Genomic DNA, 14,635 nt, shown 5'->3' with positions numbered 1-14,635 from the left:
TTAGACAAGTGCAGTCCTGTCAGCCAACGCCCGATTCGTGGCGTGCGTCCGGGCGGTCTACCGGCCGGGCGATGGGTGAGGAGGTGTCTCCGCGTGGACGTCGACGCCGGTCCCGGCGCCGCCATCGGACGTTTCCTGCCCACCGCGACACCCCTGTCCGCCCGCCTGCGGGCCTGGCTGTCCTGGTCACCCGGCTCGCCGGAACCGGTCGCCGAGCTGATCCGGGTCCACCGGTCGATCCACCCGTCGGCGGACCCGGCGGTGCTGCGCCGCGGCTACCAGATCGCCGACAGCATGCACGCCGGCCAGTACCGCAAGAGCGGCGAGCCGTACATCACCCACCCGTTGGCCGTCGCGGAGATCTGCGCCGGGCTCGGCATGGACACCACCACCCTGGTGGCCGCGCTGCTGCACGACACCGTCGAGGACACCACGTACGACCTGCCGACACTGGCCGCAGACTTCGGCGACGAGGTCGCCCACCTGGTTGACGGGGTGACCAAGTTCGACAAGGCGTTCTACGGCAAGGCCGCCGAGGCCGAGACCATCCGAAAGATGATCATCGCTGCGGCGAAGGACGTCCGGGTGCTGGTCATCAAGCTCGCCGACCGGCTACACAACATGCGGACCCTCGGTGTGCGCTCCCCTGCCTCCCGGGCCCGGATCGCCAAGGCGACCCTGGACGTGCTGGTCCCGCTCTGCGATCGGCTCGGCATCCAGAAGCTCAAACGGGAGCTCGACGACATCGTCCTGTTCCATTTGGAGCCGGAGGCCTACCAGCAGATTGAGGAACACCTGGCCAACCGACCGGGCTGGGCGACGTACCTGGACACCGTCTGCGGACAGGCGCGGGTGACGCTACGCCGGGAGAAGGTCACTGCCCGGGTCGCGGCCCGGCCCCGGCACCGCTACTCGATCTGGAAGGACACCGTCGCCGGTGGCCACCCGGCACCGTTCGACCTGCCCCGCATCGAGGTCGTGGTCACCGGGCCGGACACCGACTGCTACGCGGCGCTCGGCGCGATCCACTGCCGCTGGCGACCGGTACCGGGCAGGTTCAAGGACTTCATCGCGGCGCCGAAGAACAACCTCTACCGCTCGCTGCACACCACGGTCATCGGCCCGGACGAACGTCCACTCGAGGTGCTGATCCGGACCGACGCGATGCACCGCTCTGCCGAGTTCGGCATCGCCGCGCCGTACCACTTCCCCAAGCCCGGCCGCAGTCGTGCCGCCGCCCGCGCCGACGAGCTGGCCTGGCTACGCAGGGCGATCGACTGGTCACAGGAGAACATCGACGCCGACCAGTTCGTTCACTCGCTGCGCTGCGACCTGGTGGACGCGCAGATCCAGGTCTTCACCGACGGCCGGCCGATCGTGCTGCCGGCCGGGTCGACGCCGGTCGACCTCGCATACGAGCTGGATTCACGGAAAGGCGCGCACTGTCTCGCCGTACGGATCAACGGCCGACTGGCACCGCTGGCCTCCGAGTTGACCGACGGCGACGTGGTCGAGATCTTCACCGAGAGCGACGACCAGCCGACCGGGACGGCACCGGCGTCAGCCGGGCCGCGGAAGGAGTGGCTGGGTTTCGTCAAGTCGCCGCAGGCCCAGATGCAGATCAACCGCTGGTTCGCCGAACACTCCGAACCGGGCATCAGCATCAGCGACAAGGTACGCCTCGGCCGCGCCACCGTCAGCCTGATCCTGCGCAAACACGACCGGGCGTTGTCCAACGACAAACCACTGCGCCAGCTCGCGGAGAGCCTCAAGTACCCGGACATGGAGACCCTGCTGGTCGCGGTGGTGGACCGGACCATCGAGCCCGAGGCCGTCGTCGACCAGCTCATCGCCCTGGTCGACCAGCCGGGCTGACCTGGCCCGGCGCCGGTGACCGGCTACCTCTAGCCTGAACAGTATGATCATCCGCCGATCCCCCGCACGCGCCCTGTTGTACGGCGTGTTCTACCGGTTGCCGCACCCGGTCCGTCGGCGGTTGGTCCGGCTCGCTGTGCAGAAGTACATCGTCGGCGCCGTGACGCTGGTGACCGATGCCGAAGTCGATCCGTCGGCACCCGCCCGACTGCTGCTGCTGCGCCAGCCACCCGGCCGGGGCTGGACGCTGCCCGCCGGTCTGCTGCGACACCGCGAAGCGCCGGTGGTCGGCGCGGCCCGGGAGCTCGCCGAGGAGACCGGCATCCGGCTGGCCCCGGACCAGCTACGCCCGGCGGTGCCGAACGCCGTGGTGCACGCCAAGGGCTGGGTGGACGTCGTCTTCGAAGCCGCCGTGGCAGCGTCGCGAACCCAACTGGTGGTGGACGGGGCCGAGGTGTACGAAGCCGCCTGGCACCGGCTCGACGACCTGCCCCGGCTGACCCCGGCGACCGCCCGGCTGCTGGCGCACTACGGCATCGGACCGCTCGTCGTGCCAGCGGAGACCGACGTACCAGCGAAGACCGGCCCGCCAGCGGGCCAGGAGCCGGGGTGAGCGCACCGGCGGTCGGACCGGACCGGATCTGCGCAGTGGTCCTCGCCGCCGGTGAAGGCCGCCGGCTGCGGCCGTTGACCGGTCTCGTCCCGAAGGCGCTCTGCCCGGTCGGGAACGTACCGCTGCTGGACCGGGCACTCGACCGGGTCGGAGCCCTCGGCTTCACCGGGCCGGCGGCGGTCGCGGTCAACGCCTGCTACCTCGGCCGGCAGGTGGTGACCCATGTCGGAGACCGGGCACAGCTGTCCGTGGAGCCAGGAGACCCGTTGGGCACCGCCGGCGGCGTCGGCCGGCTACGCGACTGGATCGGCGGTCGCGGCGTGCTGGTCGGCAACGTCGACGGCTATCTAGCCCATCCAGATCTCGATCCTGGGCCGGACATCGCGACACTGCTCGACGGCTGGGACGGCGAAACCGTCCGGCTGCTGGGCAAGCGGTTCACCGACCCGGCCGCCCGGGGCGGCTTCGACGGGCACCGGTTCGCCGGCTTCTCGCTGCTGCCGTGGCGCTACGTCAGCGGACTACCGGCCGCCCCCGGCGAGCTGGTCCGTACCGTCTGGCGGCCCGCGGAGGCGGCCGGCGCGCTGCAGGTGATCAACTATCCGGGTACCTACCTGGACACCGGGACACCACCGGACTACCTCGCGGCCAATCTGCATGCGGCAGGTGGCCGGAGCCTCCTCGACCCGTCGGCCACGGTGACCGGCCCGGTCGACCGCTCCGTCGTCGGTGCCGGCGCGGTGGTACGGGGGACGCTGGTCCGCTCAGTGGTGTGGCCCGGCGCGCAGGTGCATGCGGGGGAACGGCTGACCGACGCGATCCGGGTGGGCAGCGATCTGACGGTGTCCGCCGGTTGACCGTTCACTATTGAGTAACATCGGCGGCGGACGCCGGTGAGAGACGGAGGGCCTGCGTGATCACTGCCATCGTGTTGATCGACTGCGCCACGGACTCGATCCCGGAGGTGGCCGAGGCGCTCGCCGGTCTCGACGGGGTGAGCGAGGTCTACTCGGTGGCCGGGCACGTGGACCTGATCGCGATCGTCCGGGTGCGGGAGTTCGACCAGATCGCCGATGTGATCGCCGGACGGATCTCGAAGGTTCCGGGCGTACTCAGCACCGAGTCGCACATCGCCTTTCGCGCCTACTCGCAGCACGATCTGGAAGCGGCCTTCGCCATCGGGCTGGCCGACACGGACTGACCGACGACAGCGCTGAGCCAACCGCGGGAACTGACAGCTGCCGCAGGCAGAGCCGCCCAGCAAACATGACGACGCGGCTGGTCGGCGGGGCCCCAGACCCCTGGCGACCAGCCGCGTCACCGTACGGTGTCTGACGTCGGCTGCCCGTCAGCAGACGGGCGGTGAGGTCGACGGTGCCCAGCGGAACGAGGTGATCTGATCGTTCGCAAGCGGATCAACGTTGCCACCGCCGCTGTAGGGCGGGACGAAGATGTGCCAGTTGCCATCGTAGTTGAGGTCGGGATACAGGCAGACGCCCCGGGCGGAAGTGTTCCGGACCGAGCTGATCTTGTCGTCGAAGCTCCATGCCCGTAGGTCCGGCTGGTTGCCGGTGTTGACCGACGCCCAGACCATCAGGCCGTTACCTCCGCTGTGCTCCCACATGCACATGGCGTTGGCCGGACAGTCCCAGTAGGCGGCTTGCGCAGGCGACGGCGTCACGACTACCAGGGCCATGGTGGCGCCAATGGCCCACGTCAGCAACTTCCTTGCCAGCTTCACGTAGCTCCTCCTCCGAGCGACTACCTTGCGGTTGATCGATCGCTGTCGACTATGACGCTACGTCGAGAGGAAACCGTCACCAATGGATCACCGCAGTCTCTTAGGGATACCGCTACTACCATGGCGACAGGGCTTGTGGGGGCGGCCGGTGCAGGTATGAGATCACAGAGGCGCCCGCCGATCTGCTCGGCGGACGCCTCTGTCGACTCCGGGTGCGCGGTGGTCAGCGGCTGCCGCTGCTGATCTCCTCGCGGTCGGCCGGCTGCTTCTCCTTGCCAGCCGACCGCAGTTCGGCCGGCTGTTCCTCGGCCGGGTCGATCGCCACATGCGCTGGCGGCGGAACCTGTGCCGGCTTCTCGATCGGGAAGAAGAAGCCCTTGACCGCCGGGCCGAGCGCGCCTAGCCGGTTCATCTTTTTCGGCACCACCCAGCCGACGTACTCCAGCTTGCCGTGGCCGTGCTCGTCGGTCGGTCCCAGCGGCTGGTGCACTTCGACGAAGCGGCCGTCAGGCAGCCGTCGGATGATGCCGGTCTCGACACCGTGCGCCAGCACTTCCCGGTCGTGCTGCTGCAGACCGAGACAGATCCGGTAGGTGACGTAGTAGGCCAACGGCGGGAGCAGGATCAATCCGATCCGGCCGGCCCAAGTCATCGCGTTCAGGCTGATAAAGAACTTGTCGGCGAACACGTCGTTGCCGCCGGAGATGGTCAGCACGATGAAGAAGGTGACGGCCATCGCGCCGACGGCGGTCCGGGCCGGCACGTCCCGGGGCCGCTGCAGCAGGTTGTGGCTGGCTTTGTCCTTCGTGTACCGCGCTTCGAGGAACGGGTACACCAGGGAGAGCATGACCAGGATGCCGGGCAGTACCACGGTCGGCCAGAACAGCGGCGGGATCACGTACCCGTCACCGATCGGGATGGTCAGCTCCCACGCTGGCATCAACCGGGTGGAGCCGTCCAGGAACATGACGTACCAGTCGGGTTGGCTCGCCGCCGAGACCACGGCGGCCTCGTACGGGCCGAACAGCCACACCGGGTTGATCTGGAAGACTCCCGCCATCAGGGCGACCACCCCGAAGACGATCATGAAGAAGCCGCCTTGCTTGATTGCGTAGCGGGGGAACATCCGCTCGCCGACCACGTTGTCGTTGGTCCGTCCCGGGCCAGGCCACTGGGTGTGCTTCTGCTTGAAGACCAGGCCGAGGTGGGCGCTGATCAGCGCCACCAGCAGCCCGGGGATCAGCAGCACATGGGCGATGTAGAACCGGCTGATGATGATCGTGCCCGGGAACTCGCCGCCGAAGATCGACGAGGTGACCCAGGACCCGATCACCGGGATGGACAGCATGATCGCCGACGCGATCCGCAGCCCGGTGCCGGACAGGCCGTCGTCGGGCAGCGAGTAGCCGGTGAAGCCGGCGAGGAAGCCGACCCAGAACAGCAGCGAGCCGATGATCCAGTTGGCCTCACGCGGCTTGCGGAACGCGCCGGTGAAGAACACCCGCAGCATGTGCACCACGATCGACGCCATGAACAGCAGCGCCCCCCAGTGGTGCATCTGCCGCATGATCAGGCCGCCCCGGACGTCGAACGAGATGTCCAGCGTCGACGCGTACGCCGCCGACATGGGGATGCCGCGCAGCGGGGCGTAACTGCCGTCGTAGGTGACCTCCTCCATCGACGGGTCGAAGAAGAAGGTCAGGTAGACGCCGGTGAGCAGGACGACGACGAACGAGAAGAGCGCGATCTCACCGAGCAGGAACGACCAGTGGTCCGGGAAGACTTTGTTCAGCAGCTTGCGCAGCGGCGTAGCTGCCTGGAACCGGTCGTCGAGCTGCCCGGCGGCCTGGCCGGGCAGCGCACGGGCGTCGAACTTACGGCGTTTCATGGCCGCTCCCAGAAGTCGGGTCCGACGATCTCGGTGTAGTCGGAGGTGGCGACGAAGAAGCCCTCGTCGTCGACGGAGATGGGCAGCTGCGGCAGCCGACGGCTGGCCGGGCCGAAGACCGGCTTGGCGTTGTCGGTGATCAGGAACTGCGACTGGTGGCAGGGGCAGAGCAGCCGGTTGGTCTGCTGCTCGTACAGGCTCGCCGGGCAGCCCGCGTGGGTGCAGATCTTCGAGTACGCGATGTAGTTGCCCCACATGTAGTCGGGCTTGCCCACCGCCTCGTTGTTCTCCCGGGCGGTCCGGGCGTCGTCCAGCCGCAGATGGATCAGCAGGGTCGGCGAGTCGGCGTACCGGTTGGTGTGCCCGCCGGGAATTCCGGGGAAGACCGTCATCTGACCACCGACGCTGACGTCCGCGGGCCGGATCGGCGAGCCGTCCTCCCTGGTCAGCCGGACCAGCTCGGTGCCGCCACCGACCGTCTCGACCGGCTCCCAGCCGGTGGTGGCCATCTGGTTGTCGGTGTGCGGATCCCGGATCAGGCCGCCGACCAGCGGTGCGGCCGCGACCGCGGCGACCGGAGCCAACCCGGCCAGCAGCGACACCCCGAGCAGCGGACGGCGCTTCACCCCGAGCTCGTCCACCATGTAGGTGAGCGTGCCGCCGGTGATCTTGCGGTCGTCCGGGCTGGACGGGCCGTCGTGCCGGTCCTGGATTGCCACCTCGTGGGGCAGCAGCTTCTTGCCCCAGGTAAGGATGCCGACGCCGATGGCCAGCAAGGTCAGCCCGAGGCTGACGCCCAGCAGCGGAGTGTAGAACTTGCTGATCCCGGTGCCGAGCTCGTACTCCCAGGGCCACCAGATGTACACCACCAGGAACGCGGTCGCGGTGAGCCCGGCGAGCAGGAACAGCCCGGCGACGAACCGGCTGATCCGCCGTTCCGTCCTGGTGCCGGGTACCGGAAATGGCGGCTCGTAGTGGACGATCTCGATGTCGTCGCGCCGGGCGCCCTCGCGCAGCACGTCGAACGACGTCAGCCGAGGGTCGTCCAGGCTCACCTGCGCCGGCTGGCGGTGCTGCTGAGTGGTGGTGGTGGTGTCGATGTCGGTGCTCATGACTTCCCCGCAATCCACAGGCTGGCGAAGACCAGCGCGGTGATGCCGACCAGGAAGATGGCGATGCCCTCGGTCACCGGACCGTACCGGCCGAGGTTGGCCAGCCCGCCGGGGTCACCGTCGGTCTTCAGCCCTTCCTGCACGAAGGCGATGATGTCGCGCTTCTGCTCGGGGGTGAGCTGGTTGTCCCCGAAGACCGGCATGTTCTGCGGACCGGTCAGCATGGCGGCGTACAGCTGCCGGTCGGTGGCCGGGTCCAGGCTCGGTGCGTACTTGCCGGAGGACAGCGCGCCGCCGCCGCCGCTGAAGGCGTGGCAGGACGAACAGTTGATCCGGTAGAGATGGCCGCCGACGGCGATGTCACCGCCGGTACGCAGCATGTCGCCGGCCGGCAGCTGCGGGCCGCCGCCCAGCTCCTGGATGTACTGGCCGAGCTGGCGGATCTCCTCCTCGGTGAAGACCACCGGCTTGCGCTCGGCCTGGGCCTCCTGTCGGGCCATCGGCATCCGGCCCGAGCCGACCTGGAACTCCACCGACGCCGATCCGACACCGATCAGACTGGGGCCGCGTCCCTCGACGCCCTGGGCGTTACGCCCGTGGCAGGAGATGCAGCTCTGGTCGAACAGCGCCTTGCCGTCCTCGGCCGCCTGGGACAGCTGCGGGGTGTCCTGCGCCTGCAGGCCAGGGGCGAAGACGGTGTACGCACCGCCGGCCAGGAACAGCGCGGCGAGCAACCGGACCGCGGTGCCCAGCCGACGGCGGCCCCGGCCTCGCGGCGTGGCCCGCCCGCTGCGCAGCCGGGCGAGGAGACCACGTCCGCGGTCGGCTCGCCGGTCGGCGGGGGTGTCAGATGTCATTGACCTGAATCCTTGTCGGTTTTGCGACCTGCCTGGTCGGCACGACGCCGCACCATCACGGTGAGTGACCGCTTGATGATCATTGCAGCCAGTAGATCATGAAGTAGAGGCCGATCCAGACCACGTCAACGAAGTGCCAGTAGTACGACACGACGATGGCCGAGGTGGCCTGGGCTGGAGTGAACCGCCCCATCGTGGTCCGGACCATGTAGATCAGGAAGGCGACCAGGCCACCCGCCACGTGCAGCCCGTGGAAGCCGGTGGTGAGGTAGAACACCGAGCCGTAGCCGTCACCGTTGATCTTGATGCCGTGGTGGACCAGCTCCCGGTACTCGTTGACCTGGCCGAGCAGGAAGATCAGGCCCATCACGAAGGTGATCGTGAACCACCGCCGCAGCGCGTGCACGTCCCCCCGCTCCGCGGCGAACACCCCGATCTGGCAGGTGACCGAGGAGGCCACCAGGATCGCGGTGAAGACCGTCGCGTACGGGATGTTCAGCTGTGGGGTGTGCTCCTCCCACATGCTGTAGTCCGCCGCACGGATGGAGAAGTACATCGCGAACAGCGCCGCGAAGAACATCAGTTCGCTGGAGAGCCACACGATCGTCCCGACGCTGACCATGTTCGGTCGGGTCAGCGAGTGGATCCGGCTCTTGTCAATCGCTGGGGCCGCAGTCACGCGGTCATTATTGCTGCCGGTCAGTGCCCACGGACGGCGGGGTGGCAAACCCGACCCGTCGGTGGGCCGGATAACGTCGACCGAGGCCGCTGGCCTAGCCTCGTCATGTGGCAGATGTCGCTGCGATGGCCGTCCCGCCGTTCACGGTCTCGGCCCTGTTCACCGAGATCCAGCTGACCAACTGGCTGGCGCTGACACTCGTCGTGGCCGCCGGCCTCTACCTGTACGGGGTGCACCGGCTACGACTGCGCGGCGACCGGTGGCCGGTGTCACGCACCGTACTGTTCCTCGGCCCCGGACTGGGTGGCATCGCCGCCGTCACGGTGAGCGGACTGGGCGCCTACGACACCACTCTGCTGTCAGTGCACATGGTCCAGCACATGGTGCTGTCGATGATCGCGCCGATCTTTCTCGCCCTGGGCGCACCGATCACCCTGGCGCTGCGCACCCTGCCCGGCAACCCGCGGCGCCGCCTGCTCGCCGTCCTGCACAGCAGGTACGCCCGGGTGGTCGCCTTCCCGCTGGTCGCCTTCGGCCTGTTCGTGATCAACCCATTTGTGCTGTATTTCACTGATCTTTACCGGTTGACCCTGGAGAGCAGCCTCGCCCACGAGTTCGTCCACGCCCACTTCATCATGACCGGCTGCCTGTTCTTCTGGCCGCTGGTCGGGCTCGACCCGCTGCCCGGCCGCTGGCCGTACCCGGCCCGGGCGCTGCTGATGGTGCTCTCCGTGCCGTTCCACACCGTGCTCGGGCTCACCGTCATGCAGAGCAGCACCCTGTTCGGCGGCGACTGGTATCCGTCGCTCGGACTGACCTGGGCCGACCCGTGGGCCGACCAGGAGGTGGCCGGCGGCGTCCTGTGGGCCGGCGGGGAGTTCGTCAGCGTCACCATGCTCGCCGTGCTGGTGGTGCAGTGGATGCGCCAGTCCGAGCGGGAAGCCCGACGCATCGACCGGGAACTCGACCGCCAGGAGGCGCGACAGGCCCGCGTGGCGGCCGCCGCCGACTGACCCGCTCGCCGGACGCGACCCGGACGGACGGTACGATCAGCGCGCAGCTACGAGGTGGGAGTCGAGCGAGAAGATGACCGAGCGCGTGCACACCGTCCTGCTCTACAGCGATGACCCGCAGGTACGGGACCGGATGCGGCTGGCCGTCGGCACCCGCCCCGCCACCGACCTGACCGTCGAGTTCGTCGAGGCGTCCGACTACGCCGGCTGCGTCCGGCTGGTCGACGAGTACGAGATCGACCTGATGCTGCTCGACGGTGAGGCCACCCCCGGCGGCGGGCTTGGTATCGCCCGGCAGATCAAGGACGACCGCGCCGACGCGCCGCCGACCTGCGTGGTGATCGCCCGCGCCGCCGACCGCTGGCTGGCCTCGTTCGCCGAGGTCGACGCCACCCTGATGCACCCGCTCGACCCGGTGACCACCGGCCAGACCATCGCCGGCATGCTGCGCGGCCGGTCCGGCAAGCTGCCCGCCGCCTGACCCACCCCTGCACCGAGCCGCACCGTCCACGCTCCGCCGCACCGCCCCGCACCGCGCACGCCCCCATCGCACCTGGGAGAGGCCCCATGGGTGAACGGTCCTGGCCGAATCTGCTCAACGCGCTGCTCGCTGGCGAGCAGCTCTCCACCGCCGACACCACCTGGGCGATGGACGAGATCATGACAGGCTCCGCCACACCCGCGCAGATCGCCGGCTTCGCCGTCGCGCTGCGAGCCAAGGGCGAGACGTCGGCCGAACTGGTCGGGCTGGTGGAGGCGATGATCGCCAACGCGGTGCCGGTCGGTCTGCCGGACGCGCTGCGCGCCGACGCGGTGGACGTCGTCGGCACCGGCGGCGACCGGGCGCACACGGTCAACATCTCCACCATGGCTGCGATCGTGGTGGCTGCGGCCGGTGCCCGGGTGGTCAAGCACGGCAACCGGGCTGCCTCGTCGTCGTGCGGGGCCGCCGACCTGCTGGAGCACTTCGGCATCCCGCTCGACCTGGGCCCCGAGGGGGTGGCCCGGTGCGTCGCCGAGGTCGGCATCGGGTTCTGCTTCGCCGCCCGGTACCACCCGGGGATGCGGCACACCGGGACGACCCGGCGGGAGATCGGCGTACCGACCGTATTCAACTTCCTCGGCCCGCTGACCAACCCGGCCCGGCCCCGGGCCGGGGCGATCGGCTGTTTCGACACCCGGATGGCGCCGGTGATGGCCGAGGTGTTCGCCACCCGGGGCGACACTGCACTGGTGATGCGGGGTGAGGACGGGCTGGATGAGCTCAGCACCGCCGCCCCGACCAGGGTCTGGTTCGCCGCCGACGGCGTGGTGCGCGCGATGGTCGTGGACGCCGCCGAGGACCTGGGGGTCGCCCGCAGCGCCCCCGGTGATCTCCGGGGCGGAGATGCCGCCTTCAACGCCGACGTCACCCGCCGGCTGCTCGCCGGCCAGACCGGTCCGGTCCGGGACGCGGTGCTGGTCAACGCCGCAGCGGCGCTGACCGCTCAGGCGGTACAGACCGGCGCCGCGCCGGTTGACGAGCCGCTGGAGACGATGCGGGCACAGTTGGGCCGGGCCGCCGAGGCAGTGGACAGCGGCGCCGCCGCCGCACTGCTGGACCGGTGGGTGCAAGTGGCCCAGTCGGCTGCGGGTACCACCACCGGGCCGCAGATTCGATGACGTAGCGTAGTCGCCGACCGCAAGGCTACGCGTACCTGCCGCTGATCCTGCGCTGGGTGCTGTACGTGGCGAGCGCCTCGCTCACCGTATGGATGCTGGCTACCGCCGGACCGGGAGTTGCTGCCCGGACTGCTGCTATTGACCGTCGGTCAGGGTGTCTGGGTGGCACTGCGGCCTGGCGGCTGCGGCACCCGCAACTGCTGCTCATGGTCGGCGAGGTGATCTACCGGTGATCTTCGCCCACGCGGCGGTCAAGGTCATCCGCCGACCCACCGTCGACCGCTGCGTCTGGTCCTCGCCGGAGCGGATCGGCACCTCGGTAGCCGTCGCCGGCTGGGTGCGAAGCTGCGCCGCCGCAACAATCGGTGACGGCCGGCTCAGCCGAAGCGGGTGATAGTCAACTCAGTGCTCGGCCCGGCTCAGTGCTCGGCGGTACGCCGGGTGCCGGTGTAGTACTCGAACAGCAGGCCGGCTGCGGTGGCGATCACCGAGAGCAGGCCGAAGATCAGCAGCCACCACTGCCAGAAGACCAGGCCGAGACCGGCGATGGTGGCGGCCAGCGCCACCCCGAACGGCCAGTAGCTGCCCGGGCTGAAAAAGCCGACCTCGCCCGCTCCGTCGGAGATCTCAGCGTCCGGCCGGTCCTCGGGACGCAGATCGATCCGACGCGACACGAACCAGAAGAAGCCGCCACACATCGCGCAGAGCAGGAAGGACAGGATCAGCGCCGTGGTGCCGATCCACTCGACGTGCCCGAGCTGCCCGTAGGTCCACGCCGGGTAGACACCGGACACGACGAGCAGGAACGCCGCGACGATGCCGAACAGTCGCCACTCGGTCTTCATGACCGGCCCTCAGCTTCCCGCGCCCTGGGCGCTCGCGTTCCCGAAGTTCTGCGCGTCACGCTTGGTGTCGAACGGGAAGGTGGTCACCGCGTACGGCTCCTCCCCGATCGCGGCCAACGCGTCCGGCGTCGAGCTACCGGCCTGCTTGGCCGCGATGAACTGGTCGTACTGCTCCGGGTCGACCACCCGCATCTCGAAGTTCATCATCGAGTGGTACGTGCCACACAGCTCGGCGCACCGGCCGACGTAGGCACCGTTCTGTTCGACGGTCACCTCGAACTGGTTACGGATGCTGCCCGGGAAGACGTCCCGCTTGAACAGCAGCTCCGGCACCCAGAACGAGTGGATGACGTCGGTACTGGTCTCCTCGAACCGGATGGTCCGCTCCGACGGGACCACCAGCACCGGGATGAGGTCGGAGGAACCGACCGTCGACGCCACCGTGTTGGCGTCTTCACCGACCCCGTCGCGGTAGTTGAACTGCCAGTTCCACTTGAACGCGACGACCTCGACGGTGACGTCCGGGTCCTCACTGAGCCGGTCGACGTCGGTCTGCACGACGGCCGTGTAGTAGAACAGGACCGACACGACCAGAATCGGCGCGATGGTGTAGAGGAACTCCATCGGCATGTTGAACCGGGTCTGCACCGGCAGCTGGTCGCCGCGCTTGCGGTACCGGATGATGCACCAGAAGATCAGGCCCCAGACAAAGACGCCGACCGCGAGCGCCGCGATCACCGAGGCGATCCACAGGTCGTACATCCGGTGGGCCTGCGGGGTGATGCCCTGCGGCCAGCCGAAGCCGCCGAACGCCTCCCCGACGTCGCAGCCAGTGAGCAGGGTGAGCAGTGCCGCGCCGCCGAGACCGAGCCCAGCGGCCCGGAACCGGAGCTGTCGCCGGCCGGGCGCGCGCCATGCGTGCGTCGGCTGCCGGCCGTCGGCCGACGGCTGCCCTGCTGAATCGCTTGCGACCACCTGGTCCTGCCTCCCTCGCGGTGCCACCGATGCCACCTGTGGCAGCCGGATCGACCTGGCCACGCGTGACGACATCGGCGATCAAAGGCGTCACCGACGGTCGCAGATTACTCGACCCGACGGGTCACCATCGGCGTGGGGTCTGGTTTGTCACCCGCCACGACCACCTGCGGGCCAGCCCACGGCCGGTACCGTCGACGGCTGTGGACTATCTCGACGCCGCGACCGCCGCACCGCTGCACCCGGTTGCCCGGGAGGCGCTGTCGGCGGCGTTGACCGACGGCTGGGCCGACCCGGCCAAGCTGTACACCCGGGCCCGCCGGGCCGGTCAGCTCCTCGACGCGGCCCGGGAGGTCACCGCCGACCTGCTGCGGGTTCGCACCGACGAGATCTCCTTCACACCCAGCGGTACGGTCGCCGCGCACGCCGCCGTCCTCGGCGGTCTCGCCGGGCGGCGTCGGGTCGGGCGCACCCTGGTGCACTCGGCGATCGAGCATTCGGCGGTGCTGCACGCCGGGCAGCGGCACACCGCCGACGGCGGCGAGTCGGTGTCGGTGCCGGTGAACCGGCTCGGCCGGCTCGATATGGCCGCCTGGTCGGCGGCGGTGGCCCGGCCGGGTGTGGCGTTCGCCGCACTGATCAGTGCCAGCCACGAGGTGGGTACCGTCCAACCGGTCGCCGAGGCGGCCCGGGTGTGCGCCGCGCACGAGGTGCCGCTGTACGTCGACGCCGCCCAGTCGGTCGGCCGGGTGCCGGTGCCGGACGGCTGGTCGGTGCTGACGGCCAGCGCCCACAAGTGGGGCGGGCTGCCGGGCGTCGGGGTGCTGGCGGTCCGCAAGGGCACCCGGTGGGAGTCGCCCTACCCAACCGACGATCGGGAATTCGGCCGCACGCCCGGAGCGGTGAACCTGCCGGCGGTGGTCGCGTCGGCGGCGGCGCTGCGCGCGGCGGCCGCCGAGGCGGACACGCAGGCCGCCCGGCTGTCGGCACTGGTGGACCGGATCCGCGCGACGGTGGCGGCGACCGTGCCGGACGTGGAGGTGGTCGGCGACCCGACCGACCGGCTGCCGCACCTGGTCACCTTCTCCTGCCTGTACGTCGACGGCGAGGCGCTGCTGCACGCGCTGGACCGGCGCGGCTTCGCCGTCTCCTCCGGCTCGTCATGTACGTCGTCCACGCTGCGCCCGTCACACGTGCTGGAGGCGATGGGGGTGCTGTCGCACGGCAACGTCCGGGTGTCGCTGCACCGGGACACCACCGACGCGGAGGTGAACCGGTTCCTGGCCGAGCTGCCGCAGGTGGTGGCCGACCTGCGGGCCGAGGCCGGAGTGGTCGGCCTGTGACCGACGACGACGCGGTGGCGCAGCCCCCTGAC

At 69.7% G+C, this 14,635-nt stretch carries 16 protein-coding genes; 9 read left to right on the top strand and 7 right to left on the bottom strand.

Annotated features, from left to right (window positions below; genetic code table 11):
* Positions 1 to 93 precede the first annotated feature (93 nt).
* Genes ACFHWS_RS02675 through ACFHWS_RS02660 form a run of 4 tightly spaced genes read left to right on the top strand, consistent with a single transcriptional unit; the run spans position 94 to position 3,689 of the window.
* Complete coding sequence (locus ACFHWS_RS02675; protein WP_416551543.1) at positions 94 to 1,875, top strand: RelA/SpoT family protein; 1,782 nt, start codon at positions 94 to 96, stop codon at positions 1,873 to 1,875.
* A 43-nt stretch (positions 1,876 to 1,918) separates the two neighbouring features.
* Positions 1,919 to 2,488, top strand: coding sequence for an NUDIX hydrolase (locus ACFHWS_RS02670; RefSeq protein ID WP_416551541.1), 570 nt, complete (start codon positions 1,919 to 1,921; stop codon positions 2,486 to 2,488).
* Positions 2,485 to 3,345, top strand: a complete 861-nt coding sequence (locus ACFHWS_RS02665) for a nucleotidyltransferase family protein (RefSeq protein ID WP_416551539.1) — start codon at positions 2,485 to 2,487, stop codon at positions 3,343 to 3,345. The genes ACFHWS_RS02670 and ACFHWS_RS02665 overlap by 4 nt, the downstream gene beginning before the upstream one ends.
* 56 nt (positions 3,346 to 3,401) lie before the next feature.
* On the top strand, positions 3,402 to 3,689 hold the full coding sequence (locus tag ACFHWS_RS02660; RefSeq protein WP_416551537.1) for an Lrp/AsnC family transcriptional regulator: 288 nt from the start codon (positions 3,402 to 3,404) through the stop codon (positions 3,687 to 3,689).
* 147 nt (positions 3,690 to 3,836) lie between these two features.
* On the opposite strand, the gene ACFHWS_RS02655 is transcribed toward ACFHWS_RS02660, so the two are convergent.
* The 5 genes from ACFHWS_RS02655 to ACFHWS_RS02635 form a co-directional block, all read right to left on the bottom strand.
* Positions 3,837 to 4,229: a peptidase inhibitor family I36 protein gene (locus ACFHWS_RS02655; protein ID WP_416551535.1), complete on the bottom strand. Its 393-nt coding sequence runs from the start codon at positions 4,227 to 4,229 to the stop codon at positions 3,837 to 3,839.
* Between the two features lie 223 nt (positions 4,230 to 4,452).
* Positions 4,453 to 6,117 (bottom strand): cytochrome b, encoded by a 1,665-nt coding sequence (locus ACFHWS_RS02650; protein ID WP_416551533.1) that lies wholly within the window; start codon positions 6,115 to 6,117, stop codon positions 4,453 to 4,455.
* Positions 6,114 to 7,229, bottom strand: a complete 1,116-nt coding sequence (locus ACFHWS_RS02645; protein ID WP_416567552.1) for a ubiquinol-cytochrome c reductase iron-sulfur subunit — start codon at positions 7,227 to 7,229, stop codon at positions 6,114 to 6,116. The genes ACFHWS_RS02650 and ACFHWS_RS02645 overlap by 4 nt, the downstream gene beginning before the upstream one ends.
* Entirely contained in the window at positions 7,226 to 8,086 is an 861-nt protein-coding gene (locus ACFHWS_RS02640) for a cytochrome c (RefSeq protein WP_416551529.1), read from the bottom strand. Before ACFHWS_RS02640 ends, ACFHWS_RS02645 begins: the two co-directional genes overlap by 4 nt.
* Before the next feature lie 79 nt (positions 8,087 to 8,165).
* Positions 8,166 to 8,765, bottom strand: a complete 600-nt coding sequence (locus ACFHWS_RS02635; RefSeq protein WP_282231574.1) for a cytochrome c oxidase subunit 3 — start codon at positions 8,763 to 8,765, stop codon at positions 8,166 to 8,168.
* A gap of 107 nt (positions 8,766 to 8,872) precedes the next feature.
* Between ACFHWS_RS02635 and ACFHWS_RS02630 the strand changes: the two genes are divergently transcribed.
* The 4 genes from ACFHWS_RS02630 (at position 8,873) to ACFHWS_RS02615 (ending at position 11,834) form a co-directional block, all read left to right on the top strand.
* A complete protein-coding gene (locus ACFHWS_RS02630; protein WP_416551527.1) occupies positions 8,873 to 9,778 on the top strand; it encodes a cytochrome c oxidase assembly protein in 906 nt (301 codons plus the stop codon).
* Positions 9,779 to 9,851: 73 nt separating this feature from the next.
* A complete protein-coding gene (locus tag ACFHWS_RS02625) occupies positions 9,852 to 10,259 on the top strand; it encodes a hypothetical protein (RefSeq protein WP_416551525.1) in 408 nt (135 codons plus the stop codon).
* An 86-nt stretch (positions 10,260 to 10,345) separates the two neighbouring features.
* Positions 10,346 to 11,440, top strand: coding sequence for an anthranilate phosphoribosyltransferase (gene trpD / locus ACFHWS_RS02620; RefSeq protein ID WP_416551523.1), 1,095 nt, complete (start codon positions 10,346 to 10,348; stop codon positions 11,438 to 11,440).
* 229 nt (positions 11,441 to 11,669) lie between these two features.
* The gene (locus ACFHWS_RS02615) at positions 11,670 to 11,834 is read left to right on the top strand and encodes a hypothetical protein (protein ID WP_416567551.1); all 165 of its coding nucleotides are present in this window, start codon (positions 11,670 to 11,672) and stop codon (positions 11,832 to 11,834) included.
* Positions 11,835 to 11,859: 25 nt separating this feature from the next.
* On the opposite strand, the gene ACFHWS_RS02610 is transcribed toward ACFHWS_RS02615, so the two are convergent.
* Both ACFHWS_RS02610 and coxB read right to left on the bottom strand, forming a co-directional pair.
* Positions 11,860 to 12,285, bottom strand: a complete 426-nt coding sequence (locus tag ACFHWS_RS02610; protein ID WP_416551521.1) for a cytochrome c oxidase subunit 4 — start codon at positions 12,283 to 12,285, stop codon at positions 11,860 to 11,862.
* 9 nt (positions 12,286 to 12,294) lie between these two features.
* The gene (gene coxB / locus ACFHWS_RS02605; RefSeq protein WP_416551806.1) at positions 12,295 to 13,134 is read right to left on the bottom strand and encodes a cytochrome c oxidase subunit II; all 840 of its coding nucleotides are present in this window, start codon (positions 13,132 to 13,134) and stop codon (positions 12,295 to 12,297) included.
* 293 nt (positions 13,135 to 13,427) lie between these two features.
* On the opposite strand from coxB, the gene ACFHWS_RS02600 reads away from it, so the two are divergent.
* Positions 13,428 to 14,603: a cysteine desulfurase family protein gene (locus tag ACFHWS_RS02600; RefSeq protein WP_416567569.1), complete on the top strand. Its 1,176-nt coding sequence runs from the start codon at positions 13,428 to 13,430 to the stop codon at positions 14,601 to 14,603.
* The last annotated feature ends 32 nt before the right edge of the window (positions 14,604 to 14,635 follow it).

Origin of the sequence: Micromonospora sp. LOL_013, from assembly GCF_048060315.1 — a bacterium.
Lineage (GTDB): Bacteria > Actinomycetota > Actinomycetes > Mycobacteriales > Micromonosporaceae > Micromonospora_E.
This window is presented reverse-complemented; position numbering and strand designations above follow the sequence as displayed.

Bases quoted from the DNA above. Each gene is read 5' to 3' on its own strand.
- ACFHWS_RS02670 (WP_416551541.1), top strand. From the start codon at position 1,919: ATGATCATCCGCCGATCCCCCGCACGCGCCCTGTTGTACGGCGTGTTC.
- ACFHWS_RS02650 (WP_416551533.1), bottom strand. From the start codon at position 6,117: ATGAAACGCCGTAAGTTCGACGCCCGTGCGCTGCCCGGCCAGGCCGCC.
- ACFHWS_RS02645 (WP_416567552.1), bottom strand. From the start codon at position 7,229: ATGAGCACCGACATCGACACCACCACCACCACTCAGCAGCACCGCCAG.
- ACFHWS_RS02640 (WP_416551529.1), bottom strand. From the start codon at position 8,086: ATGACATCTGACACCCCCGCCGACCGGCGAGCCGACCGCGGACGTGGT.
- ACFHWS_RS02625 (WP_416551525.1), top strand. From the start codon at position 9,852: ATGACCGAGCGCGTGCACACCGTCCTGCTCTACAGCGATGACCCGCAG.
- trpD (WP_416551523.1), top strand. From the start codon at position 10,346: ATGGGTGAACGGTCCTGGCCGAATCTGCTCAACGCGCTGCTCGCTGGC.
- ACFHWS_RS02610 (WP_416551521.1), bottom strand. From the start codon at position 12,285: ATGAAGACCGAGTGGCGACTGTTCGGCATCGTCGCGGCGTTCCTGCTC.